Below are 24,418 nucleotides of genomic sequence, written 5' to 3' on the forward strand. Positions count from 1 at the left end.
TACCAATAATCATGTATATTTGCAGGATAAAAATCCAACCCTATGAAGATACTGTATTATATTTATCAGATTTGCATCGCTTTGCCTATTTTATTAGTGTTGACCATCCTCACGGCAATCGTCACTATTGTAGGTTCTCTCTTGGGAGGAGCCCACATCTGGGGATATTATCCGGGGAAGATTTGGTCACAATTAATTTGTCTGTTTCTATTGATTCCCGTGAAGATTGAGGGACGTGAAAAGTTGCATGACAAGACTTCCTATATTTTCGTACCTAACCATCAGGGTTCATTTGATATTTTCCTTATTTACGGCTTCATCGGAAGAAACTTTAAGTGGATGATGAAAAAAAGCCTGCGCAAACTGCCGTTTGTAGGAAAAGCCTGTGAAAGTGCAGGACATATCTTTGTAGACAGATCTGGTCCTAAAAAAGTATTGGAAACAATCCGGCAGGCAAAAGACTCATTGAAAGACGGGGTTTCTCTCGTAGTCTTTCCTGAAGGAGCGCGTACATTTACAGGACACATGGGATACTTTAAGAAAGGCGCTTTCCAGTTGGCTGATGATTTACAGTTGGCGGTTGTACCCGTCACCATTGACGGCTCATTCGAGATTCTGCCACGCACAGGCAAATGGATACACCGTCATCGCATGATTCTGACTATTCACGAGCCTATTCCTCCCAAAGGGAAAGGAATGGAAAATATCAAGGCAACCATGGCAGAGGCCTACGCTGCGGTTGAAAGCGCCCTGCCGGAACAATACAAGGGAATGGTGAAAAACGAAGATCAAGACCGATAGTCAGTACATAATCTTATATAAATATGGGGATGCTCACGCACCCCCATATTCCTAACCAGTTTTATGCATCAAACTATTAAATTAAGAAATTCAGATATTTAGATGTTTTGCAAGGTTATGGTTTGGTTTGACATCATTTGTAATTCTTGAAAAGTCAAATTAAAACTTTTATAAATTTCCTTTTCTAAATTCTCTAATGAGAAAGATTCATTTCTGACACCATTAATCTTCCCTCTAAACCGATTGTTATAATGCTTGCGGAATGTATCCGGAGTAACCAGACCTCCCAAGCCATAATCACCCACTACAATCACCGGCTTTCGGCGCAATACCCCTTCGTAAGCGGTAATCCCCGCACCAATAATCAAGTCGGCTTCTTCAATCAGTTTACCGATCTCACTCTCGGAGGATATATAATCCACCTGATACTCTGAATATTTACTTAATAGAATTCCTATCCGTAACCTGGTGCGAGAATTTGCTATTCCGACAACAATGCTGGCTTTTTGTTCTATTAACTGCAATTCGTCACCTCTCAAAGAAGAGGCGGCAGATAATTCATTAGGATTTTTCATATAGCTATTTGGTTTTTGTTGTGTCAAAAGTACAGCATGCATCCGAAAACACAAAAAAAGTCACCCGGACAAAATCAGTGCGCCTGATTTTTCGTAAGCACTTACATTTCAATCAAATACAGATTAGCGTTCTATTAATGACCCGGACAATTCATTTTTTATTTATCAAAAATCCCTTAAAAACACATTCAAATCTTCTTGTGGAGAAATGCCTAATCGACCTTTCAGCCTTCCTTTTGCTTTGGTAACAGAATCGGAAGAGGTCTGAAAAATACGCGCCAGTTCTTCATTGGTCAGTCCAAATTTAAGAAAGCAACAGATCTCAAGATCATGTTTAGTTAATAAAGGAGTTTTGTCAAGCAACCGGGTAACGTAATTAGAATAGAGAAAATCAAACAGGCTAAACAATTTATAGCGTTCTCCATTAGACAATTTACCTCTTAATGTTCCCTCTTTGATAGCAAGCAGCAGACGAAAAGCGGATATGTACTGTTCAGAAGAGGGTCCGACAGTTAATTCTCCTCCCAGTTCTTTCAACAGTCCCGATAAGGTTTTGTTCTGCATACTTAGAAGTACAATCTTTCCATTCAACTCGCCTACCTTCATTCGATTTTCTTCCAGTATGCGGTTCTCTTCCAGTACTTGATCTTTCAACTCCTGGATTTCTTCCATCTCCTGCTGGTATCGCTTTATCTCCTCTTCATTATCTCTAATCTGGGATTCGATTTCGGCAATCTTCTTCCTGTGATTTTTACTTTTGTAGTAGTAATAACACATATAGAAGGCCACAATCAGGAAAATAACCGTACCGCAAAATATAAAAACTGTACGGTCCACTTTCAGTTGTAGATTATCATTCCGGAGTTTCTCGTTCTCGTACTGCTTTTGCAGTTCTGTTATCAACTCCTGCGAATCGACTTCATCCAATACATTCACGATAGAGTCCGCTTTTTCATGGTAGATAATCGCTTCTTCAAAATTATCAATATCTTTTTCAAGAAAGTATAAATTGTTATATGCGTCAATACGGGTATATTCTTTAGAAGAATTGATACTCATCTTAAAATATTTCCGGGCATTCTCTGCATCGCCCATCTGTATATACAAATAGCCGAGAGACATACACTCCACGTATTTCCTTTCTTCATCCGTTTCTTTTTCATAAGCTGCAAGAAAATAGCGTTCTGACTTTTTCAGTTCTCCCATGGAACGGTACAGTATCCCCAACTCATGTAAAATGGAAACTTCAGACGGATATTGCTTTTCCCTGGCTAGTTCTAAAGCGTAAGTATAATAGAAATAGCAGCTATCCCATTTATTCTGAAACAAATAAGCCCGGCCTATATTTTGCCCGGCTCTGACAAGACTCAAAGAATCTTTCAACTCTTCATAGATCGTATATGACTCCCGAAAATTCTTCAACGACTCCTGATACAATTTCTTTTTCCGGTTAATCATCCCTATCTCATCAGTAGCCATTGCAAACATCTTACAACATTGAATATTCCCGAACATTTCCTTTTGCCGAAGATAAAAACGTCAAAGCCTCTTCATCTTTGCCCAATTCACGCAGCACTCTTCCATAATAATACTGCGCTTTAGCACGCGTAACAGAGTCACCACGCTCTACAGTATAGTAATTCAGCGCCAGTGCAATCAATGAGTCAGAAGTAAACTTCACATAGTTCTGATCCATCGCCTGCGTCAATAAAAGTGCATAATCCGCCTGCAACTTTCCACGCAATTTTTCAGTATGAGGTATTGACTTTAATAGATACAGAGCTGTATCCGGAAGAGATTCCATGCACATTTCAATCCTCTGGAATGCCGCATCAGGGGCCTCCGAATCTCTATGACAAGAAACTGATAAGACTAAAATAAAAAAGAAAGCGGCGTATACCGAAACAGTAGTCGTTTTCACTTTACTTGAGTTTTGTGCAAAAATACACAAAAAACTCAAGTATTACTTATTTGTTGAAGCATTTTGTTCCAATCGTTGATGTTCTTCTATCAACTTCATGTTTTCTCTTGCTTTAGACAGGAACTCTCTAACCAGCTTATTGTCTTTAAAAGAATAAGGAGCATCCTTGATTATATCATCAATCTGCGGAGTCATAATGGGATAGGGCAAAGAGCTGCAGAGCATCATAAACACACTGGGTCCCAGCACATTTTCGTAATTATCGGAGATGAACGTTTTCACATACTGATTCATCGCTTTCATCAGTGAGTCTCCTTCCACCACCAACTGACCGTGAATCTCATCCAGATCGCCTCCATCCAGTACCATACGGGTTTCCTTCTGCTCCAGTTCACCAATGCTTTCTTCCAATTGGTTTCTTTTGCTGATAAACTCGTACAGTGCATTATTTAAAGATGTTCCGACTGCCTTGAGGTCCGTATTGCTAATGGTAACAGTTATCTTCCCACTTTCCAACACAATCGGCATAATGCTTTCTTCATCCATATAAAGTGTCACCATCTGTACGGAATCTATTTTCCCTTTCATTGAGAACAGACCATGCACTACTTCAGCTGAATCCAGCTTCACCCACTCTCCATCACGAAGGGACTTAAGATACAACATCTTTCCATCCAGACTATTCACTGAAGAGGTTCCTTCAATCTTGTACTTACTGGTGCAGGAAGCCAAAAACGGAAGCAAAAGCAAAAAAGGCAAAATTTTATTCACGTTCATCTATTCATTAAATTCTGGGTACAAAGGTACAACTGATTCAGAATTCAAAGAAACATTTTATCAATATTTAAATCTTGTAAGACTCTTTTCTTTAATAATCCTTATAAACATAGGTATAAGGCTATTTTTTTCATTTAGTTTATCTAATTTTGCGGTCATGAAAACATCAACATTTGCCCCTTTTGCCAAACCGCTTTATGTAATGGTAAAGCCTGTAGGTGCCGTATGTAATCTAGCATGCGATTATTGCTACTATTTGGAAAAGGCCAACCTATACAAAGACAATCTGAAACACGTAATGAGCGATGAACTTCTGGAAAAGTTTATCGACGAGTACATTAACTCACAAACCATGCCGCAGGTGCTTTTCACCTGGCACGGAGGAGAAACGCTGATGCGACCGCTCTCCTTCTATAAAAAGGCGATGGAACTACAAAAAAAGTATGCCCGCGGACGAACGATCGACAACTGCATCCAAACCAACGGAACCATGCTCACCGACGAATGGTGCGAGTTCTTCCGTGAAAATAATTGGCTGGTAGGAGTCTCTATCGATGGTCCCCAGGAGTTTCATGACGAGTATCGCAAAAATAAAATGGGAAAACCCTCTTTTGTGAAAGTGATGCAAGGCATCAATCTTTTGAAAAAACATGGGGTGGAATGGAATGCGATGGCAGTTATTAATGACTTCAATGCCGACTATCCACTAGACTTTTATCGTTTCTTCAAAGAAATCGGTTGTCAGTATATCCAGTTCGCTCCTATCGTTGAACGTATTCTCTCACATGAGGACGGTCGTCACCTCGCTTCTCTTGCAGAAAATAAAGCCGGAACTCTTGCCGATTTTTCGATCACTCCGGAGCAATGGGGCAACTTCCTTTGTGCTCTTTTCGACGAATGGGTGAAAGAAGATGTAGGCAAGTACTATGTACAAATATTCGATTCGACTCTGGCGAACTGGATGGGCGAACAGCCTGGTATATGCACAATGGCAAAGACCTGCGGTCATGCCGGTGTGATGGAATTCAACGGAGATGTTTATTCGTGCGACCATTTTGTATTTCCCGAATATAAATTAGGTAACATTTATAGTAAAACTCTGGTGGAAATGATGCATAGCGAGCGTCAGCACAATTTCGGGAACATGAAATATCAGTCTCTCCCTACTCAATGCAAGGAATGTGAGTTCCTGTTTGCCTGCAACGGAGAATGCCCGAAAAATCGTTTCAGCCAAACGGCAGAAGGCGAACCGGGATTGAATTACTTATGCAAAGGCTATTACCAGTTCTTTAAGCATGTAGCTCCTTATATGGACTTTATGAAAAACGAACTGATGAATCAACGTCCGCCTGCTAATATCATGGAAGCACTGAAGAACGGAGATTTGAAAATTGAATACTAACCAATCATATATTTTAATTTTATCATTAAATAATGAACAGACTAAGACTTTATCTATTAGCGCTGGCTGCGCTTTTTGTATGTTCCGTTAAAGCGGATGAGGGTATGTGGCTATTGCAACTGATGCAACAGCAACACTCCATAGACATGATGAAAAAACAAGGATTAAAACTGGAAGCACAGGACCTATATAATCCGAATGGAATTTCTCTTAAAGATGCCGTAGGTATATTCGGAGGCGGATGTACCGGAGAAATTATCTCACCCGAAGGTTTGATTCTGACCAATCACCATTGTGGCTACGCCTCCATCCAGCAACATAGTAGTGTTGAGCACGATTATCTGACTGATGGTTTCTGGGCTACTTCCAAAGACAAAGAACTCCCTACTCCGGGATTGCAATTCACATTTATCGAACGTATCGAAGATATTACGGATATTGTCAATGCCAAGATCGCGGCGAAAGAAATCACCGAATCCGAATCATTCAGCAATATATTCCTTCAAAAGCTGGCTCATGATCTTTATTTTAAAAGTGACCTGGCAGACAAAAAGGGAATTGTTCCGCAAGCTCTTCCGTTCTATGCCGGAAATAAATTCTATCTTTTCTATAAGAAAATATATCCGGATGTACGTATGGTAGCCGCTCCACCCTCTTCTATCGGTAAGTTTGGTGGTGAAACAGACAACTGGATGTGGCCGCGTCATACCGGTGACTTTTCCATGTTCCGTATTTATGCAGATGCAAATGGTGAACCTGCAGAATACAGCGAGAGTAACGTCCCACTGAAAACCAAGAAACATTTGTCTATCTCTATCAAAGGATTGAAAGAAGGAGATTATGCAATGATTATGGGATTCCCCGGAAGTACGAGCCGCTACCTGACCGTATCAGAAGTAAAAGAACGTATGGAATCGGAAAACGATCCACGTATCCGTATTCGTGGTGCACGTTTGGCTGTCCTGAAAGAGGTAATGAATGCCAGTGACAAAATCCGTATTCAATATGCTAACAAGTATGCGGGTTCCAGCAACTATTGGAAAAACTCCATCGGCATGAATAAGGCCATCATCGATAATGATGTATTGGGAACAAAAGCTGCACAAGAAGCCAAATTCGCAGAGTTTGCAAAAGCACAAAACAATGCTGAATATGCAGCGGTAGTGAAGAACATTGATGACCTGGTAGCTAAGACAACTCCTCTCAACTATCAGTACACCTGTTTGAGAGAGACTTTCTTCGGAGCTATCGAATTTGGCAATGTGATGTTGACTAAAACACGCGAAGCATTGCTTGAGAAAAACGATTCTGTAATCGAAGCACGCATGAAAGCCTTGGAAAGCACTTACGAAAGCATCCATAACAAAGATTACGATCATGAAGTAGACCGCAAGGTAGCGAAAGCCTTGTTCCCCTTATATGCTGAAATGATTCCGGCAAACCAACGTCCTTCTATTTATAAGGTTATTGAGCAGAAATATAAAGGCGATTATAACAAATTCGTTGATGATATGTATGACAACTCTATTTTTGCCAACCGGGCAAACTTCGAGAAGTTTACAAAGAAGCCTTCAGTGAAAGCGATTGACAATGATCTGGCACTGCAATACTGCCAGTCTAAATACGACTTAATGGATACACTGGCTTCCCAACTCAAGGATATGGATCGGGAACTAGCTTTGCTGCACAAAACTTATATCCGTGGTCTAGGTGAAATGAAGTTGCCTGTACCTTCTTATCCGGATGCAAACTTCACCATTCGTCTGACCTATGGTAACGTGAAACCTTATGATCCGAAAGACGGCGTACACTACAACTACTATACGACCACTAAAGGTATTCTTGAAAAAGAAAATCCGGAAGACCGTGAATTCGTTGTACCTGCCAAACTGAAAGAACTGATTGAAAAGAAAGATTATGGCCGTTATGCTTTGCCAAATGGTGATATGCCTGTCTGCTTCCTGTCGACCAACGACATCACCGGTGGTAACTCCGGCAGCCCGGTATTGAATGAAAACGGAGAACTGATCGGTTGTGCTTTTGATGGCAACTGGGAATCATTAAGCGGTGACATCAATTTCGACAACAACCTACAACGTTGTATTAACCTGGATATCCGTTATGTCCTGTTCATTCTGGAAAAGTTAGGAAACTGCGGACACCTAATCAATGAAATGACAATCGTAGAATAAATGAGAAAACAAATCCTATTTGTCCTATTTTCACTGGCCACTCTTAGCATCCACGCCGACGAAGGCATGTGGATGCTAACCGATCTGAAAACCCAGAACGCAGTTTCCATGCGCGAACTTGGCCTCGAAATTCCGATAGAGGAAGTATACAACGCAAATGGTCTTTCTCTAAAAGACGCTGTTGTACACTTCGGAGGAGGATGTACGGGAGAAGTTATCTCTTCCGAAGGACTGGTACTGACTAACCATCACTGTGGTTATGGAGCTATCCAGCAACATAGTAATGTAGAACATGACTATCTGACAGATGGTTTCTGGGCTATGAACCGTGATGCGGAACTCCCTACTCCGGGATTAACCGTCACTTTTATCGACCGGATTCTCGATGTGACGGATTACGTCAACGAACAACTGAAAAAAGATCCGGACCCGGATGGTGTTAATTATCTATCTCCAAGTTATCTTGGCAACGTAGCAGAACGTTTTGCCAAAGCCGAGAATATAGAAATAACTCCTGCAACAAAGTTGGAGCTCAAGGCTTTTTATGGAGGAAACAAATATTATCTGTTCATCAAAACAGTATACAGTGATATTCGTATGGTAGGGGCTCCTCCTTCTTCCATCGGTAAATTCGGAGCTGATACCGACAACTGGATGTGGCCTCGTCACACAGGCGACTTTTCTCTCTTCCGTATTTACGCGGACAAGAATGGAAAACCGGCAGAATATTCTAAAGACAACGTTCCTCTGCAAGTGAAAAAACATCTGAAGATCAGCCTCGCCGGAGTTCAGGAAGGAGATTTCACCTTTGTCATGGGATTCCCCGGACGTAACTGGCGGTATATGATTGCCGACGAAGTGGAAGAACGGATGCAAACGACCAATTTCATGCGCCAGCATGTACGCGGAGCCCGTCAGAAAGTACTTATGGAGCAAATGCTGAAAGATCCGGCAGTGCGTATTCATTATGCAAGCAAATATGCTTCTTCGGCCAATTATTGGAAAAATGCAATCGGCATGAATGAAGGACTGATACGCCTCAATGTACTGGATACCAAACGTGCACAGCAAGAAGAACTATTAGCCCGCGGCCGTGAAAAGGGAGATGATTCGTATCAGAAAGCCTTTGATGAGATTCGCTCTATTGTATCTCACCGACGCGATGCGCTATATCATCAGCAGGCTATCAATGAAGCATTGGTCACCGCCCTTGATTTTATGCGTATCCCTTCCACGACAGAATTGGTTACCGCTCTGAAATCGAAAGATAAAGAACAGATAAAAGAAGCAAAACTAAAACTGAAGAAAGAAGGTGATAAGTATTTTGCTTCTGTCCCTTTCCCCGACGTGGAACGGATGGTAGCGAAAGAAATGCTGAAGACTTATGCCAACTACATTCCTGCAGAACAACGAATCAACATCTTCGAAATCATCAATTCTCGTTTCAAGGGAAGTATTGACGCCTTCGTTGATGCCTGTTTCGAACAGTCCATTTTCGGCAATCCTAAAAACTTTGAGAAGTTTATCAAGAAACCAAGTTTGTATAAAATAGGATATGACTGGATGGTATTATTCAAATATTCTGTTACCGACGGAATTCTGAAAACAGCCATTGCCATGAAAGAAGCCAATCAGAACTATGACGCAGCTCATAAAGTATGGGTGAAAGGCATGATGGACATGAGACAGGAAAAAGGAACGCCGATTTATCCGGATGCGAACTCTACTTTACGATTGACATACGGCCAGGTGCTTTCTTATGAACCGGCTGACGGTGTGGTATATGATGCTCATACCACCCTCAAAGGTGTGATGGAAAAAGAAGATCAGGGAAACTGGGAATTCGTAGTGCCTCAAAAGCTAAAAGAGTTATATAAATCCCAGGATTATGGACGTTATGGCAAAAACGGTGAAATGCCTGTCTGCTTTATCGTAAACACCGATAATACAGGAGGAAACTCCGGCAGCCCAGTATTTAACAGCAAAGGTCAGCTGGTTGGAACTGCTTTCGACCGCAACTTTGAAGGCTTAACAGGAGACATTGCTTTCCGTCCTTCATCGCAGCGAGCCGCTTGTGTTGACATCCGCTATACCTTGTTTATCATCGATAAATACGCAGGAGCCTCTCATATCATCGACGAACTTAGCATTGAGTAAATTGAGAGTTGAGAATTAAAAATTGAGAAATAAAAGTTATGCCATCTGGCATTATATTTCTCAATTTTTAATTCTCTATTTTCAATTTATATAAACTCTTCCACCATATACATCTCGTCAATCATCTCATTCATTATATTCTGTAAATTCTGAACTGCTTCTTCAGGAGATTCCCCATAAGCATTACATTGCATATTTACAGTCAACCAGGCATAGTAGCCACCATCTGATGCGCGTTCAAGCACATAATCCGTTCTGTTTAGTTTCATATTGGTAAATAATTAGTGAATGTTGGTATTGAAGTTATTTCTGAATGTGAAGCTGCCAGTTTCTCCAGTTCACGGATCATCCGACGTTCACAGCTACGAACCCAATAAACGAAATGACGGTTCGGAGTATATTCTCCTGCAAAACGAAGCAACGGCTGCAAATCAAAGGAATCACTGATTATTCCTGCCCCCGCTTTCATTGCATCATAGGCATTGCAGTCTTGTTCAATATGTGCTGGAACCATTAATACAGGTTTTCCAAGATACATTGCTTCGCAAATAGACTCGAAGCCTGCCGTACTGGCATAAGCCTTACAACCCGCCATAGCATTAAGAAACTTCACATCATCTATTTGATGGAAACTCAATGTTTCGTCAATCCGTGTCACCTCTTCAGCATCCGATCTATCCCAGAAAAAAGTTAAAGGAACTTCCGGATGTTTCGCATGAAAACTCTCCACGCTATCAGCAAACCCGGAATTAACCATATATCCATGAATATAATCACCCTTTTCCGGACGGATAGCGGTCACTTCCTGACGAATCAATGGAGGAACGGTCACTATTTGATTCATATCATCCTGTTCCATTTCCAGGAAAGACAAAGCCAGTTTCTTCGAAGATCTTAGAGCGGTCATCCGGGTAAAGAAACGCAGCATCCATAACTGGCACGAATTTTTATCCGGAGACTCGAAATCACGATGTAAAAACAGATACTGATGCCCAACACAAATATACGGAACGGAGGGACGGAAGAGTGCATAGGTAAGTCCGGTTAAAAGCTCGTAGAAGTTGATGACAACTTCCGCCCCTGTCTCCCTGATCCGCTGATTTATATAATACATGCTACGAAGATACTCCGGTAATCTTAATAAATTGTATGCAAAGCTTTTCGTCAGGTTCGCCCGTTTATTATCTGCCGTAGGCAGAAAGTTCGGACTAATGAATCGCTTCACCGGTGCATGAATACTCCGATTGAAAAATCCCGGCAAAGTACGTGTCGAGCTTTTCCCGACTAAGACTTCCACTACTTCATGCCCATTGCGCAATAACATTTCTTCGAGAGTGATTGCCTGTGTAAAATGCCCTCTCCCCTCACCTTGAACAATAAATAAAAATTTCATAGTTCCATTATTTTTAGATACGCAAAGTTCCCTCTTTCACATTACAAGATGATGACTCTATGATTACTATTTCATGAACAAAATCAGCTTTTTCTCGTTATATAATAAAATAGAAATTATATTTGCGGTCTTCAAAGACTGCTTTTTAACTCTAAGAAAGAAAAGATTATGGAAAAATTTGAAGATTTAATACAGTCACCAGTGCCCGTTTTAGTTGATTTCTTTGCAGAATGGTGTGGACCTTGCAAAGCAATGAAACCGGTTTTAGAAGAACTAAAACTTATTGTGGGAGATAAAGCACGTATTGCAAAGATAGACGTTGACCAGCATGAAGACCTGGCTACTAAATATCGCATACAAGCTGTACCAACCTTTATACTGTTCAAGAATGGAGAGGCTGTCTGGAGACATTCCGGCGTAATCCATAGTAGCGAACTACAAGGGGTTATCGAGAAGCATTATACATAAAAAGATAATAATAACGAATGAAGAAAGTATTAGTAATGGTAGCCCTCGTCATGGCAAGTGTAATTGTATACGCATTCAATGACAGTAGGGAAACTAATCAAGGTAAAAAAGAGGTAACAGGTAACGGTGAAGTCGTCGTAATGGACAAAGATATGTTTCTGAAAGACGTCTTCGATTATGAGAAATCAAAGGAGTGGAATTATAAAGGTAATAAGCCCGCCATCATCGACTTATATGCAGATTGGTGCGGACCATGTCGCCAAACAGCTCCTATCATGAAAGAATTGGCAAAGGAATATGCCGGAAAAATTGTCATCTACAAAGTCAATGTAGATAAACAAAAAGAACTGGCAGCTTTATTTAATGCAACAAGTATTCCATTGTTTGTATTCATTCCCATGAAAGGAGATCCACAGCTTTTCCGTGGAGCTGCTGACAAGGCAACTTACAAAAAAGCGATTGATGAATTTCTCTTGAAGTAAAGAAGAAAATATAGTGACGCTATCCGGTCGGGATAGTAACGCTATAATAGGAAAAGAGTGACGGTATCCTTGCGGGATACCGTCACTCTTTTGTATATCTTGCCAATCCTTATTTGAAGTATCCCACAGGATGATTCATCATTGGCATTTGGCTATCTTTCAATTTCAAAACTTTCTTCAATTGTTCATTGTCCATCGAAGCGCGTGGCACTGTTGCTATGTTAGCAGCGGAACAGAATATTGAAATATTTTGAGAAACGATGCCGGAATCCATAGCCCCCATCAACTGGCTGCGTGCACTCTTCGCATCTCCAAATCTGGAAAGATCACTGATTAACACCAAAGACACCGGAGCTGTTTTCACAAATGCCTGTCCACCGGCTACTGCTCCACGATGATCTCCTTCAGCAACCAGAGTCAACTGATGATTTTTAGCATCATACAGATAACTTCCTTCAGGTAATACTACATATACATCCACATCCTGCTTATTCAACGCCGACGGAGCTGTTCTCATTCCGGATTCCTTACGGTTTATCCCATTAGCAGCCCATAACAAATCAGACAGATCCGACAGACTCAATGATTTAGAAGCATACTCGCGAGTTGAATGTCGTTCAGACAATGCCTTCATCACCGCACTGGTACGGTTTAAATTAGGCTTCGGCAATTTAATCACTTTATCAGCAGCAAAAGCAGCCACCGAAAGCATTAAACAAACTAACAATAGTTGTATTTTCCTCATAACTGTGGTATTTAAAAATTGATAGACAAATATAAATAAAAAAGGTCTGTATTCGTTGCAGAATACAGACCTTTTAAGAGTTTATTAGGCTTAATTATTTCTTATCGCCGAAATAACGGTTGTACAATCCTTCAAAACCTTTGCCGTGACGAGCTTCGTCTTTGCACATTTCGTGTACAGTGTCATGGATAGCATCCAGATTCAGAGCTTTAGCACGAGTTGCGATACGTTTTTTGTCCTCGCATGCACCTTGTTCAGCATCTTTACGTTTCTGCAGGTTCGTTTTAGTATCCCATACGCAGTCGCCCAACAATTCTGCAAACTTAGCAGCATGTTCAGCTTCTTCCCAAGCGTAACGTTTGAAAGCTTCAGCTACTTCAGGATAACCTTCACGGTCTGCCTGACGGCTCATTGCCAAATACATACCAACTTCAGTACATTCTCCCATGAAGTGATTGTTCAGGTCCTTAATCATTTCTTCGTCACAACCTTTTGCCACACCAATAACGTGTTCGTCAGCAAAAGACAATGCGCCACCTTCTACCTCAACAACTTCTACGAATTTGCTGGCAGGAGCTTTACACAATGGGCATTTTTCAGGAGCTGCGTCACCTTCATGAACGTAACCGCATACAGTACATCTAAATTTTTTCATTTTCTTCTCAATTTTAAATTAATTAGTCAATACGTGTTTCTTTATCTTTACTTAAGCAATTCTTGCAAATACCTTTATAATAATAATGAACTTCTGATACCTGGTGACCATCCATGTCTATATTCTCCACTTTCTTTATGGCTTCCGGGCATTTCAGATCATAAATGTGTCCACAACGCTTGCACAAAAAATGAGAATGTACGGAAGTATCTGCGTCAAAGTTCGTATTCTTCTCATCAATTGTAAGCATCAAGGCTGCTCCTTGCTCCGAAAACAATTTCAATGTATTATAAACCGTAGTTTTTGAAAGTGTCGGCATCGAGGGAGATAGTGCAGTATATATATCATCAGCTGATGGATGAATCGGATTATCCATCAGATATTCCATGATAGCGATACGCTGCATGGACGGCTTGATATTATGTTCTAATAATCGATCGTATGGCTTCATTATCTTCCCTTTCTTTCAAAGTTGTATTCATTACAATTATAAATTCAATGCAAAGATAAAGAGTTTCAATATTATTTCCAAATAAATCTTCGTTTTTTTATATATAATCTATACTACTGAAGATTAATACAAAAACAAAACCGTTTAAGTGCAAGAAACTGACTTAAACGGTTTTATTATAAAAGATACTAAAAGTATCAAGATTAGAATGAAGTTCGTGTTCCGGTTAAGATATCTGATGGTATATCCTCACATCGAGTATAAACTTTTATTTCCCCCATATCCTCTTTAGCAGTCCATACCATTGAAATATCAGTTAACCCCGAAACGATATATGAATATTCCCATTCATCGTCCGTATCAAGCTGGTAATAATAAGTACCGCTAATAACATCTCCGTAATCCTCCTCTTTATTCAGAGTAAAGGAGCCGGGAATTTGCTGGGACGTAGCACTGTTGAGGTTTGTATAAATGGTATAAGAACGTTTTCCGTCTTTCTCTTTCCGGTCAAACTTGATATAATAGTATCGTGTATCACCGTCTATCTTTTCTCCATTCCATTCACTCAATCGCCAAGTCCCTGCAATATTCGCATAATTTACATCCTTCGTATCAGGAAGCTTCACTTCATCGTCGTCTCCACATGACATAAATAATGCCATAGTGACCAGTAACATCATTTTGAATATATTTTTCATATACATATTTTATAATAATTATTATTGTAACAATAGTTTCACCTGTATTCTCCTTTCGCAAGGCCGGACAGGAATACCATCCAACATAAAATGAAATGTAATTTCATTCTTTTGAGGTAGTAAGCCCTTATCAATAGAAAGAACCATATCAGCTTCTATTCCCGGAGAAATAATTTCCGGTTCTGTATGGAAGTGAATGTATTCCGGTAACAACAAGGCTGATAACCTCAAAGGCTGTTTCCCTGTATTAACGCATACAAATCTTTCCACTTGCCTCCCTTCTCGGGAAAGTATCCTGACTTGCCAATCCTTTCTTTTCAGCCGTAATGTGTTCCCTATATATACAGGATAGTCCCTCCATCGGTCAGCGGTAGGCAATACCTTACCGACGAGTGCCAACTTAGCTGTAGGATGCTCCTTCGAAAGATCGGTATAAACAAACGCTTCCCTATACAAATCACCAGCCTGATCCATTGGATGAAAGACCAATATGATTTCTCCCTGCTCTCCCGGTTGCACTACCTTTTTATCATATTTGGCTACCGTACAACCACAGGAAGTAGTTAACTTGGAAAGGTATATAGGCTTCTTGCTTACATTATGATATTTAAAATGATACATTGCCGGATCATCGTCTTCTGATAAAGTTCCTATATTCATTACTGTATGTTCAAACTGCAAGACTTGTTCGACTGTTTCCTGCGCAAAGCTATGCACAGGAAACAGGTAAATAAGAAGGAACAGCCCAAGTTCGATGGTTTCGGCAAGATATCGTTTCATAATAGAGTTTACATCCAACTATCGTTCTTACGAACAGTGATGAAAAAATCTTGCTTGGTGCCGTCACTCGCCTTGACTGTAGCTTTTGTAGAACCAACTTTCAAGCCTTTCAAAGTGAAAGTAATGTTGTTCTCTGTCGTAAGGGTAGCAATTGAGTTATCATCAACTGTACAGGTAAAGGTCATATTCTCTCCATTTTTGAAATAACGGGAATAATTGATTTTACTTGTAGCTTCGACGGCCACATACATATTAGGTACAGTCATCTCCACACCACCTCCTTCAACTGCTTTCAACAGCTTATAGGCATCAATCAACCCTGTTCCCATATTGCCCGCATAAGCGGCAGGCTCCATTTGTCCGGCAGCTATTTGTCCGAACGAAGCATTTGTGTACCAATAAACTTTCGTTTCTTTAAAATAGGGTTCCACCGGATTGACAGACTCCAATATCATTTTACGGAATTCATCTGCACGGAAATGACGATGTAATTCAGCTGCATAAGAAAGTCCCAATGCCGCTACTCCCGAAATATGTGGACAAGCCTGCGATGTTCCTTCCATATATCCGTAATGAGAATTTTCCCCACCATCTTCATTGGCAGAAGGAGGTAATGTGGAATATATTTTTCCTTTCGAGCTCTGATGATAATCACTGTCACCACCCGGAGCTGCAATAGAAACGCCCATCGCATAGTTGGAGTAACAGGAAGGAGTCCCGTCGGCAGCCAAAGCGGCTACAGATATATAATCAGGATAAGCTCCCGGATATCCGGCCATAGCTGCATATTCATTACCTGCGGCAAATACAATGATACCTCCGTCTATGACATCGTTTGGCGAACCGGCATTATGAAGAAAATAATCGAAGGCTTCTTTTTCCAACGGAGCAGCATCGACCCAATCTTTATCAGAAGTAAACCCCGGGGTATACCCACTAATAGGATTGGAAAGCCCCGAATTATATCCCCAACTACACTGCAAAATAACGGCACCGTTATCTGCTGCATATTTCACAGCTTTCGCTTCCTGATACAAGTCACATCCTTTAGAACCGGAAAAGACCTGACAACTCATGATTTTTACACCACCTCTATTATTGGCTTTATCCCCTCCTGCAATGCCACTAATACCTTCACCATTATTCCTCACTGCACTGATAATCCCGGCCACATGAGTCCCATGTCCGGTATCATTCGGGTCGTCATAAGAGATATAGCCTTTATCATCTGTGAAGTTGTAGCCATAGCGGTCACCGGCATAACCATTTCCATCAGCATCTTCCTTTGAAGCAAATGTTTCATCCTCATTCACCCATATATTTCCTTCCAAGTCAGGATGGTCGTACATCACACCTTCATCAAGCACAGCAACAACAATGGAAGGATTACCCGTACAAAGCTTCCAGGCTTCCCCACAATTTACATCAACACCCATTACAGCAGGTACTACATTATCTCCTTTATCATTTTTTTCTCCATTCTGAAGAATAGAACCATCATTCTTACATCCCCATTGTAGATTAAAAAAAGGATCGTTCGCATCGGTATTCACAGCACGAGTTGTATGCACCACACGGGTCATTGCCTGCTTGGTGAGCACAGTTGCCCGTACATTCGGATCATAAGAACGCTGAATAGCACGAGTGAACTGGACTTTTGCTACATCCGCCACTTGTGACAAGTCCTTGGCTACCTGCTCCAAATCCGTATCTTCAGCAAAATGGATAATATACCAAAGATTCAATCCCGCTTTGCGAGTACGTTCTTCCGTACGACTGTCCACCGGAAAAATACGTTCCAGTTCAGAAATACCGATTCGCTGCAGAACTGCATCCATATCCGAAATTCCCGAACGGGTCAAAGCACCTCCGATAGAGCGGGTAGTAGCAGCATCCAAAAAGGATGCCGCTTCCGGTTTAAATTTTACCAAAATTTTACCCTGAGTAGCTCCTTCGGGTAAATCTATGATAGGAGCTCCCTGTCCTGTATCAGGTTTCACAGCATCCATATCCTGATCGGAACAAGATGCAAAAGTGATCGCTACAGCGGCTATTAGAATTAAATATATTCTTTTCATAATCAAAAAATCAATTATCTGTTAATGTAGGTCTGGCTTTCGGATAACGTTCATAGAACCATTCCAAATTTGACGGTTCATTCTTAAAACCAGGAATATTGCCACTCTTATCTTTACCTGAATCTTGCGTATAAATCAAGGTAAACGGATCAAAACGCGCAAAACGTGGATGATAGAGTAACCAATCCGGCAAATCATCACCAGTCAAGAAATTCAAGTTAATAGAGAAATGTTCGGCATTAGGCAGAATATTCGGAATTGTTTTTAGTTTTGCTTTCACCTCCTCGCTGGCACTCATTAATGTATCGTTTTGCTGGATATCCTCATCTGTGTAAGTAGATACACCATATTCAGGACTACCATTATAGCTATTAATAAATGTTGGGAGTTTACCATAAATCAAATTATAAGATAATGATAAAGATTTCAGATTTTTCCACTTCAATAAATTTTTTAATGTAGAAGAAGAAGCATCTATACATAACCCTGGATTGTCACGCGTTTCAGTACTTAAATCTGTAATTGTACTATAACGGCGATTACCTGTTAAACTTAAATTGAGCAGTCCCGGGAAATTAGCAGGAGTCAAATCATACGGAATAGTCGTGAAATTATTTCCACTCAAATCCAAGGTGATCAAGTCTTTACGCGAGCTTTCCAATTCTGTTTTCGAGATTGTTGTAATACCTAGTGCACTTATTGTCAGATTCCTTAGATATTTTAATCCTGCCAATGCATTTCCAATCCGATAAGGAGAAGGGAGCAACATAGTGTTCGTGTTACCATAAACAACCAACGTTTCCAGATATTTAATTTTACCGATTTCAGCAGGTAACTCTTCTTTTGTATTCAGCATCCTGAATTCAACGGAACGTACACGTCCCAGCTGCTCGGGTGTTACACCTTTATCTGTCTTTTCCCAAACGGTTACCCCCAACCAATAGTCAAGACGTTCACTAGCATCCCAGTTAGTCATTGAGCGCAATTTTGTACTTGCAATAACAATAGCAATAGAATCTCCTCTTCTATCATCCGTTATTTCCGGTGCGGCTTCCTGCTTTACCGTCAAGGTCACTTCTTTCTCCAATTCATCAGCTTCGTTCACTGGAAGAAATTTTATAGAAGCAATTCTTTCTTGGGGGTCTGTATTCATCTCCCACTTGAATCGCATCTTGATAGTACGGGGACGAGCTCCATAATCCAATGAAATATCAGGATTTCTTTTAGTAGTAGTTACCCAAGAGCCTATCAAAGGATAATCAACCTTAAACTCGACATTTGTAGTCACTGATATATCAAAATATCTTTTATCTGCATTCCCCATATTGGGCACTTCCACTTCATATTTATCCAGTCCAATCATCTTTCCATATCCGGTCTGATGTATTTTCAATTCCTGTTTCGGTTGTCCTTCCGGTACAAATGTCACGACAGCATGTCGCACGTCATTAGAAAGCGTAGAGTCTACTACAATTTCACAATTAGTACTTCCTACACCATTAGCGGGCATCACCTTCACCCAAGGTTTGTCTACCTTTGCCACCCATTTGGTACCTGAAGCCACTTTTACCGGCTCCATTCCTCCAGTAGCACCTAATGTAACTTCTTGAGTGTCAATGGTGAAACCAGTAATCCCCTCTTCATCCGAATCATTACAAGCTGCAATAAAAAGCAAACTTGCAAAGAGGCATAAATATATATTAAACAATGGTTTCATATAGATTCTTTTTTATTATTTATCCATTTAATTTTTCAAATAATCACATCCGCGAATATCCTGTTCCGGATCATAGATAAGGAGATACGCTCCTGCCTTAATCATATTGCAGACATTGGAAAGATTAAGAGAGATATTTGGATTATCCTTTATCTCAAAAACGATAACATACGGGGAAATCGTATCAGTAATCTTTCGCAAATCATTTCCACCAATGCAGAACTGCCGCAAACTCGGACATAAAGATATATTAGACGGCCATTTTCTCAACAAACGATTACCGTTCTCATCGCGCTGGCTACGGACAGCGTAAACAGTCAATGTAGCTGCATCCATCGGACCTGTAGGAACTTCCGTAAAACGGTTGTTACTTATATCTACTCCATAAAGGAAAGGCATGTTCTTTCCGTTGAAATCATCCGGCAACTTCGACAACTTATTATAAGTCAGGTCCAGCGTTTTCATCATATAAGAATATTTTGAAGCACTAAACGTACCTTTCGGAATCTCCTCTATACCGTTACCGTTCAATCCTAAAACAGACACTTGAGAATTTGTTTTGAATAGTATATCCGGGAATTTTTTCAGTTTATTACCACCTAAGGCAATCGTATTAGCATTCACGCCCTTAAATGTACCGTCTTCCTCACCTTCAAATCCATCTATCTCATTGAATGAGAAATTAACCGAAGACATTACATATATAGATTGTGAACTAAATATATTCGGGAATTTTTTCAATTTATTATGTGCAAAAGAGAAAGACTCCACATCTGCATATCCGCAGAAGCTTCCACTTCCATCACGCGGCAATTCTTCTATTTGATTATAATCCATTGACAATTGCACTAAGACCACATCGCTACCGAAAGCTTTCTCAATCTTTTTAATCTTATTGTATGCACAATCCAGTTTACCCAGTTTTTTCACCATCGACATATCCGGTAAGACAGTCAGATTATTGTAGGTCAAATAAAATATTTGTAATGTCTTACTTATATTTTCACTAGCTACAAACTCGCCCAAATCCTCATGAAAATCTCCCAAATTCGGATTGCTCGCCAAATTGAATGATTGAAGGTTAGGTAATTGTTGCAATTCCTCTGGAAGTTTTTTCATTGACGGACAATTGTAAATTTCGAGGTCTGTCAGATTTTCTAATTTGCTAAGATTAGTACCCGGTTCAAATCCCTCAAATTTGCCATTGGCAATGTATAAGTATTGCAAATTTACCAGATTTCCTATAGAAGCAGGAATTCTATGTATTCCATTTGTCAACCGATTAACCGGCACATCCTTCAAAGAAGGACGACTGGCTTCGCTCTTTACATCAGCCTGTGAAAAACGACTAGGTATCCCCTCTTTCTGCCATTTCAGCGCAGCTTGTATAGGTTCAGAGAAATATGATGCCATATCCTTTTTTACGAACTTATTATAAAAATCATTTCGTACAGAGTTCTTCTGTACTTCAGTCAGTTCAGTTCCTATTGTTTTCTCAATAATATTATCACCCACTTGTTCGGAGTGATTACCTAATGACAATGTTCTAAGTTCCGTCAATTCTCCTAAGGATGCTGGAATATCGCCTTCAGGACCGAACGCACCAATAGTAAGACCTATGACACGTCCTTTCTCATCCAATCCTACGCCAGGTTGCTCTCCCCATAAATCAATATCTTTATTAAAATCCCAGTTAGTTCCTAAAGGATATGTAACACCGGAATAACTCCATCCCTTTTGATTCTTTTCAGGAATAGCCGGACCTTTCAGGGCTTCCCAAATTTCTTTCAGAATCAGATAATCTTTAATACTGCCAGTAGTTTTACTGAAATTAACTGGAATTTTAACTTCAGTAGTCACATTATCCGAAACTTCAAAATCAGCCCCATTCACCTCTCCATACTCCAAAGAACTTTTGTTTTTCTTAATGGTCGTATAATTCTTGACTTTATACTTACCTGCAGGAAGTCGGAAAAGTGAATCACTGACGGCCACGGATATTTTTGTTCCATTGCCGTCCAGTTTCTCCGTATATTCTACACTAACATTACTAAAAGTCGTATCCTTTTTTGTAAATTGCTCCTGTACTGTTACATTAATATATTTAATATCAGAGAACAGATAATCCTCTCCCAATGTCGCACGAGTAGATGGTAGAAAATTCTTAGTCACGGTAAATTTCACTATACCTCGATTCACGACTTTCACATGTATATCTTGTACAGCCAATCCACCATTGATCACCGTGATAATCGTCTTTTCATACGGTTCTCCGGAAAGAATTTGTTTCAATTCCTGTGCTGTTCCATCTGCTTTAAATAGGTAGAAACCAACAATCTGGTAGGTTCCGGCCATCAACTGAAGTTTTTCACTTCGCAGGCCAAATTCACTATCATCTCCCATCGCCTCCAGACCCACAGTCTGCACAACTTCAGTACCATCGTCCTGATTGATGAGTACAATCTTCATTTTTTGCGCATCGCGCAAATAGTTCAGTTCATTCGTACTGGCACGCGTTTTTTTCGTTTCTGCCAACCCACTCTTATAGAGTTTGAACTGAGCATATCCATATCCTGCCTGAAGCACAGCATCATCGTCGTCAGAGCAACTTCCTACTGTAAACCCTAGAATAAACAGTATACAGGAAAGGACAAACATTCTTATAAATAATATCTTTGTTTTCATAAAATCATTCTATTAATCTTCATATCGTTTGGATATTATTAATACAGCATAAACTTCTCCACTAGAATCCATAAATGACAATTCCATATCCTTTTCACCATTTACATCGGGACCAATTCCATGAATAGTCACATCCACAAAAGGTTCTTCTTTTTCTATGCCATTCCATTTATAGCCATCTATGAAATTGACAGCCATTAAATAATGTGTCATTGTGATTCCTTTTGGAGCAATTATTAAAGGATCAAAACTAATTCCCAACGGCAATGATGCAATCCATACATTCTTCGTACCATATTTCTCCATCGCTTGCTCTTCTCCAACATTATCTGCATAAGAAGTTAATGTCACATTGGTCAATGCTCCACCATCACCATTCTTCAACACAAATCCCATAGAAGCACTCGCATCTTCCGCTTGCAGCACATTAGCTATAATATTTTCATCATAGGCTTGCGGAATACCCGTTTTAAGCAAAACAAGATCGGACAATTGGTCCTTAATTTCAGCATATACACTATTAGGAAATGCTAAGACATAGGCATTTCTTTTTTCCGAAGAATTCCGGCTTACGGCTATTTTGAGACTCCCTTTTTTATCATTATCTACCCAAAGCCAACGATCAGAACCACCTTCTATTATTTTATAGGTGTATTCATACTCCCACATCATATTCCGTTCTTCCAGATATTCTACACAAACCAAAGTATATTCATCATTCTTAGCCATTACCGTCACAGGAACTCCTTCCGAATCATAGCTATCATTCCCTACAGTATAACTTTCTCCATCAGCCGAAGCCTCTATATTACCTGTCAGAGTACCAATAATCCTATCAGCAGGGATGCCTTCATACTTCACAGGAACTTTTGCAATGGCTCCACTTCTACTTTCAGTTGTCAAAAAGCCGGTAATTTCATTCTTTTTATATTGCGTTATCATCTGCGGGGTCATCTTGACATTATCTCCTGCCCTACCGGATATAACTTCGCTACTGCGATTGAACTCCATCCATTCAGGTTTATCTTTCAACACCCAATCTTCATTGGCATCCAACACTAATATGTCAGTTCCATCGAAATTGATCACAAAGGGATTTTCCTCTGTATACATTACAGATTTATCCGCATTGAAAGCCCGAACTTCATAACCAATAGACAGACGCGTTACTTCTGCTATTACCTGCCGACTTCCCGCCATCGTCATTGTCAGTTCCGCCTTATAGGATTTCATCAGTTCCGTAGCATCATCACTAATATGAATGGTGACAGTCTGTTCGCCAGCACCACCTGAACAAGTGAAGGTCTGTTCACCCTCCTGTTCAAAATAGCACCACAACGACGAAGAAGTCAATATCCAGTTATCAATAGCTTTAAAAGTCAGCGTCTTGACATCCCCGACTTCACATTCTATTTTCTGTAAATCCGGGAACACAGGTGTTGCAGTCTCATCATCATCACTACAAGCAGACGTGAAGAGACAGAACGCCAACACAATCAATTGCAAATAATATTTTATTATATCTTTCATATTTATTTCCGATTATAGTTTAGAGTCCTTCCTCTTTTTTATACTGCTCCGCTTCTTCATCACTAATCCACTCCAAAATATTCACATAAGTACCTACCGTACCTTTACCCACCACATAAATAGTTGTATATAGGATTACAAATTTCTGGCATACATTGTAATAAGAATCGTATGCTACAGGCTGATCACACATTAGTTTTCCATTGCCATAAATAGTTCCGAAAGCTTCTGCTGTACTACCTATAATTTGTTCATCAAACTCTACAAATGGTTTTAACGGATCGGAAGGATCATACTTAATTTTAAGATCATAATTCTTATAGAAGAAATCATGTAATATGATAGTATTATCTTCAGCCTTGTCTCTTTCCGCTTGTAATAATCGATGTTCTGTATTCGTCATATATGCACTAAAGAAAGAAGAAGTCAATAGACAATAGCCTTCAAATGTACTAAGTTCGAAAGGACATGCTTTTTGCATTTGAACACGAGTACGTGTACCGTACAAATCCCATATATTTTCATCTTTCGCAAGCAAATTGAACGTAACCGATAAAGAGTCGGTTTTACCTATATTCTCATAAACACCTTTCATCCGGAACTTTGCTACCCGTTCCCCTGCTTTAATGGTTACCGTATTTGATTCAACCACATATTGCTTTTTTTCAATTGCATTACTAGCCTTATCGTCTACTTCTACGCCAAAAGAACGGTCATAATCGCATATATTTGTAGCTACTACCGGAATTTCAAACCATTTCTCGCTGTCCTGCACCGGATACATAGATAATGTATCGGAGAACATCACGTAGTCGGAACCGCTGTAAGTCGTTCGGGAGAGATCATTACATCCCCAGAATCCGACAGCCAGCGTTATCAGTGCTACTATTCCTGTTATTAATAGTTTCATT

The 24,418-nt window shown here is 40.1% G+C and carries 22 protein-coding genes; 6 read left to right on the forward strand and 16 right to left on the reverse strand.

The genetic code is table 11. The features are described from left to right. The first annotated feature begins 42 nt into the window (after positions 1–42). Positions 43–801 (forward strand): lysophospholipid acyltransferase family protein, encoded by a 759-nt coding sequence (locus HMPREF9010_RS15395; RefSeq protein WP_004297350.1) that lies wholly within the window; start codon positions 43–45, stop codon positions 799–801. A 98-nt stretch (positions 802–899) separates the two neighbouring features. Here HMPREF9010_RS15395 and HMPREF9010_RS15390 read toward each other — a convergent pair whose 3' ends face one another. The 4 genes from HMPREF9010_RS15390 to HMPREF9010_RS15380 form a co-directional block, all read right to left on the reverse strand. Continuing rightward, positions 900–1,376 carry a hypothetical protein gene (locus HMPREF9010_RS15390; protein WP_004306016.1) on the reverse strand — a complete coding sequence of 159 codons (477 nt, stop codon included), beginning with the start codon at positions 1,374–1,376 and terminating at the stop codon, positions 900–902. A gap of 165 nt (positions 1,377–1,541) precedes the next feature. Beyond that, positions 1,542–2,891 (reverse strand): hypothetical protein, encoded by a 1,350-nt coding sequence (locus HMPREF9010_RS15385; RefSeq protein ID WP_004312027.1) that lies wholly within the window; start codon positions 2,889–2,891, stop codon positions 1,542–1,544. After that, the gene (locus HMPREF9010_RS0124315; RefSeq protein WP_004297346.1) at positions 2,866–3,297 is read right to left on the reverse strand and encodes a hypothetical protein; all 432 of its coding nucleotides are present in this window, start codon (positions 3,295–3,297) and stop codon (positions 2,866–2,868) included. Before HMPREF9010_RS0124315 ends, HMPREF9010_RS15385 begins: the two co-directional genes overlap by 26 nt. A 42-nt stretch (positions 3,298–3,339) precedes the next feature. Beyond that, positions 3,340–4,074: a DUF4369 domain-containing protein gene (locus tag HMPREF9010_RS15380; RefSeq protein WP_004306014.1), complete on the reverse strand. Its 735-nt coding sequence runs from the start codon at positions 4,072–4,074 to the stop codon at positions 3,340–3,342. Between the two features lie 157 nt (positions 4,075–4,231). Between HMPREF9010_RS15380 and HMPREF9010_RS15375 the strand changes: the two genes are divergently transcribed. Genes HMPREF9010_RS15375 through HMPREF9010_RS15365 form a run of 3 tightly spaced genes read left to right on the forward strand, consistent with a single transcriptional unit; the run spans position 4,232 to position 9,825 of the window. Beyond that, positions 4,232–5,476, forward strand: a complete 1,245-nt coding sequence (locus HMPREF9010_RS15375) for an anaerobic sulfatase-maturation protein (RefSeq protein WP_004297342.1) — start codon at positions 4,232–4,234, stop codon at positions 5,474–5,476. Between the two features lie 32 nt (positions 5,477–5,508). Further along, on the forward strand, positions 5,509–7,668 hold the full coding sequence (locus HMPREF9010_RS15370) for a S46 family peptidase (protein ID WP_032852525.1): 2,160 nt from the start codon (positions 5,509–5,511) through the stop codon (positions 7,666–7,668). Continuing rightward, positions 7,669–9,825: a S46 family peptidase gene (locus tag HMPREF9010_RS15365; RefSeq protein WP_004297340.1), complete on the forward strand. Its 2,157-nt coding sequence runs from the start codon at positions 7,669–7,671 to the stop codon at positions 9,823–9,825. A gap of 86 nt (positions 9,826–9,911) precedes the next feature. Here HMPREF9010_RS15365 and HMPREF9010_RS15360 read toward each other — a convergent pair whose 3' ends face one another. Beyond that, positions 9,912–10,094, reverse strand: a complete 183-nt coding sequence (locus tag HMPREF9010_RS15360; RefSeq protein WP_004297339.1) for a type II toxin-antitoxin system HicB family antitoxin — start codon at positions 10,092–10,094, stop codon at positions 9,912–9,914. After that, positions 10,091–11,218, reverse strand: coding sequence for a glycosyltransferase family protein (locus tag HMPREF9010_RS15355; protein ID WP_008648324.1), 1,128 nt, complete (start codon positions 11,216–11,218; stop codon positions 10,091–10,093). The genes HMPREF9010_RS15360 and HMPREF9010_RS15355 overlap by 4 nt, the downstream gene beginning before the upstream one ends. A 168-nt stretch (positions 11,219–11,386) precedes the next feature. Between HMPREF9010_RS15355 and trxA the strand changes: the two genes are divergently transcribed. Together trxA and HMPREF9010_RS15345 are read left to right on the forward strand one after the other, a co-directional pair. Then, positions 11,387–11,686: a thioredoxin gene (gene trxA / locus HMPREF9010_RS15350; RefSeq protein ID WP_004306008.1), complete on the forward strand. Its 300-nt coding sequence runs from the start codon at positions 11,387–11,389 to the stop codon at positions 11,684–11,686. Positions 11,687–11,703: 17 nt separating this feature from the next. Next, on the forward strand, positions 11,704–12,168 hold the full coding sequence (locus HMPREF9010_RS15345; RefSeq protein ID WP_004297335.1) for a thioredoxin domain-containing protein: 465 nt from the start codon (positions 11,704–11,706) through the stop codon (positions 12,166–12,168). Positions 12,169–12,277: 109 nt separating this feature from the next. Here HMPREF9010_RS15345 and HMPREF9010_RS15340 read toward each other — a convergent pair whose 3' ends face one another. The 10 genes from HMPREF9010_RS15340 to HMPREF9010_RS15295 all read right to left on the reverse strand — a co-directional run bounded on the left by HMPREF9010_RS15340 (position 12,278) and on the right by HMPREF9010_RS15295 (position 24,417). Continuing rightward, positions 12,278–12,913: a SagB/ThcOx family dehydrogenase gene (locus HMPREF9010_RS15340; RefSeq protein WP_032852526.1), complete on the reverse strand. Its 636-nt coding sequence runs from the start codon at positions 12,911–12,913 to the stop codon at positions 12,278–12,280. A gap of 94 nt (positions 12,914–13,007) precedes the next feature. Then, positions 13,008–13,568, reverse strand: a complete 561-nt coding sequence (locus HMPREF9010_RS15335; protein WP_004297333.1) for an NADH peroxidase — start codon at positions 13,566–13,568, stop codon at positions 13,008–13,010. 22 nt (positions 13,569–13,590) lie between these two features. Then, complete coding sequence (locus HMPREF9010_RS15330) at positions 13,591–14,019, reverse strand: Fur family transcriptional regulator (protein ID WP_004297332.1); 429 nt, start codon at positions 14,017–14,019, stop codon at positions 13,591–13,593. Between the two features lie 203 nt (positions 14,020–14,222). Continuing rightward, on the reverse strand, positions 14,223–14,717 hold the full coding sequence (locus tag HMPREF9010_RS15325) for a lipocalin family protein (RefSeq protein ID WP_232284331.1): 495 nt from the start codon (positions 14,715–14,717) through the stop codon (positions 14,223–14,225). A 21-nt stretch (positions 14,718–14,738) separates the two neighbouring features. Beyond that, positions 14,739–15,497, reverse strand: coding sequence for a DUF1573 domain-containing protein (locus HMPREF9010_RS15320; RefSeq protein WP_004297329.1), 759 nt, complete (start codon positions 15,495–15,497; stop codon positions 14,739–14,741). 8 nt (positions 15,498–15,505) lie between these two features. Then, entirely contained in the window at positions 15,506–17,575 is a 2,070-nt protein-coding gene (locus HMPREF9010_RS15315) for a S8 family peptidase (RefSeq protein ID WP_008648327.1), read from the reverse strand. A 10-nt stretch (positions 17,576–17,585) separates the two neighbouring features. Continuing rightward, positions 17,586–19,292 carry a BACON domain-containing protein gene (locus HMPREF9010_RS15310; RefSeq protein ID WP_008648328.1) on the reverse strand — a complete coding sequence of 569 codons (1,707 nt, stop codon included), beginning with the start codon at positions 19,290–19,292 and terminating at the stop codon, positions 17,586–17,588. 27 nt (positions 19,293–19,319) lie between these two features. Next, positions 19,320–21,977 (reverse strand): DUF4458 domain-containing protein, encoded by a 2,658-nt coding sequence (locus HMPREF9010_RS15305; protein ID WP_008648329.1) that lies wholly within the window; start codon positions 21,975–21,977, stop codon positions 19,320–19,322. A 12-nt stretch (positions 21,978–21,989) separates the two neighbouring features. After that, positions 21,990–23,507 carry a DUF5003 domain-containing protein gene (locus HMPREF9010_RS15300; RefSeq protein WP_008648330.1) on the reverse strand — a complete coding sequence of 506 codons (1,518 nt, stop codon included), beginning with the start codon at positions 23,505–23,507 and terminating at the stop codon, positions 21,990–21,992. A gap of 19 nt (positions 23,508–23,526) precedes the next feature. Beyond that, on the reverse strand, positions 23,527–24,417 hold the full coding sequence (locus tag HMPREF9010_RS15295; RefSeq protein ID WP_004305993.1) for a DUF4984 domain-containing protein: 891 nt from the start codon (positions 24,415–24,417) through the stop codon (positions 23,527–23,529). Position 24,418: the final 1 nt, after the last annotated feature.

Origin of the sequence: Bacteroides sp. 3_1_23, from assembly GCF_000162555.1 — a bacterium.
GTDB classification, from domain to species: Bacteria; Bacteroidota; Bacteroidia; order Bacteroidales; family Bacteroidaceae; genus Bacteroides; species Bacteroides ovatus.

Bases quoted from the DNA above. Each gene is read 5' to 3' on its own strand.
- HMPREF9010_RS15395 (WP_004297350.1), top strand. From the start codon at position 43: ATGAAGATACTGTATTATATTTATCAGATTTGCATCGCTTTGCCTATT.
- HMPREF9010_RS15390 (WP_004306016.1), bottom strand. From the start codon at position 1,376: ATGAAAAATCCTAATGAATTATCTGCCGCCTCTTCTTTGAGAGGTGAC.
- HMPREF9010_RS15385 (WP_004312027.1), bottom strand. From the start codon at position 2,891: ATGTTCGGGAATATTCAATGTTGTAAGATGTTTGCAATGGCTACTGAT.
- HMPREF9010_RS15380 (WP_004306014.1), bottom strand. From the start codon at position 4,074: ATGAACGTGAATAAAATTTTGCCTTTTTTGCTTTTGCTTCCGTTTTTG.
- HMPREF9010_RS15375 (WP_004297342.1), top strand. From the start codon at position 4,232: ATGAAAACATCAACATTTGCCCCTTTTGCCAAACCGCTTTATGTAATG.
- HMPREF9010_RS15370 (WP_032852525.1), top strand. From the start codon at position 5,509: ATGAACAGACTAAGACTTTATCTATTAGCGCTGGCTGCGCTTTTTGTA.
- HMPREF9010_RS15365 (WP_004297340.1), top strand. From the start codon at position 7,669: ATGAGAAAACAAATCCTATTTGTCCTATTTTCACTGGCCACTCTTAGC.
- HMPREF9010_RS15360 (WP_004297339.1), bottom strand. From the start codon at position 10,094: ATGAAACTAAACAGAACGGATTATGTGCTTGAACGCGCATCAGATGGT.
- HMPREF9010_RS15355 (WP_008648324.1), bottom strand. From the start codon at position 11,218: ATGAAATTTTTATTTATTGTTCAAGGTGAGGGGAGAGGGCATTTTACA.
- trxA (WP_004306008.1), top strand. From the start codon at position 11,387: ATGGAAAAATTTGAAGATTTAATACAGTCACCAGTGCCCGTTTTAGTT.
- HMPREF9010_RS15345 (WP_004297335.1), top strand. From the start codon at position 11,704: ATGAAGAAAGTATTAGTAATGGTAGCCCTCGTCATGGCAAGTGTAATT.
- HMPREF9010_RS15340 (WP_032852526.1), bottom strand. From the start codon at position 12,913: ATGAGGAAAATACAACTATTGTTAGTTTGTTTAATGCTTTCGGTGGCT.
- HMPREF9010_RS15335 (WP_004297333.1), bottom strand. From the start codon at position 13,568: ATGAAAAAATTTAGATGTACTGTATGCGGTTACGTTCATGAAGGTGAC.
- HMPREF9010_RS15330 (WP_004297332.1), bottom strand. From the start codon at position 14,019: ATGAAGCCATACGATCGATTATTAGAACATAATATCAAGCCGTCCATG.
- HMPREF9010_RS15325 (WP_232284331.1), bottom strand. From the start codon at position 14,717: ATGAAAAATATATTCAAAATGATGTTACTGGTCACTATGGCATTATTT.
- HMPREF9010_RS15320 (WP_004297329.1), bottom strand. From the start codon at position 15,497: ATGAAACGATATCTTGCCGAAACCATCGAACTTGGGCTGTTCCTTCTT.
- HMPREF9010_RS15315 (WP_008648327.1), bottom strand. From the start codon at position 17,575: ATGAAAAGAATATATTTAATTCTAATAGCCGCTGTAGCGATCACTTTT.
- HMPREF9010_RS15310 (WP_008648328.1), bottom strand. From the start codon at position 19,292: ATGAAACCATTGTTTAATATATATTTATGCCTCTTTGCAAGTTTGCTT.
- HMPREF9010_RS15305 (WP_008648329.1), bottom strand. From the start codon at position 21,977: ATGAAAACAAAGATATTATTTATAAGAATGTTTGTCCTTTCCTGTATA.
- HMPREF9010_RS15300 (WP_008648330.1), bottom strand. From the start codon at position 23,507: ATGAAAGATATAATAAAATATTATTTGCAATTGATTGTGTTGGCGTTC.
- HMPREF9010_RS15295 (WP_004305993.1), bottom strand. From the start codon at position 24,417: ATGAAACTATTAATAACAGGAATAGTAGCACTGATAACGCTGGCTGTC.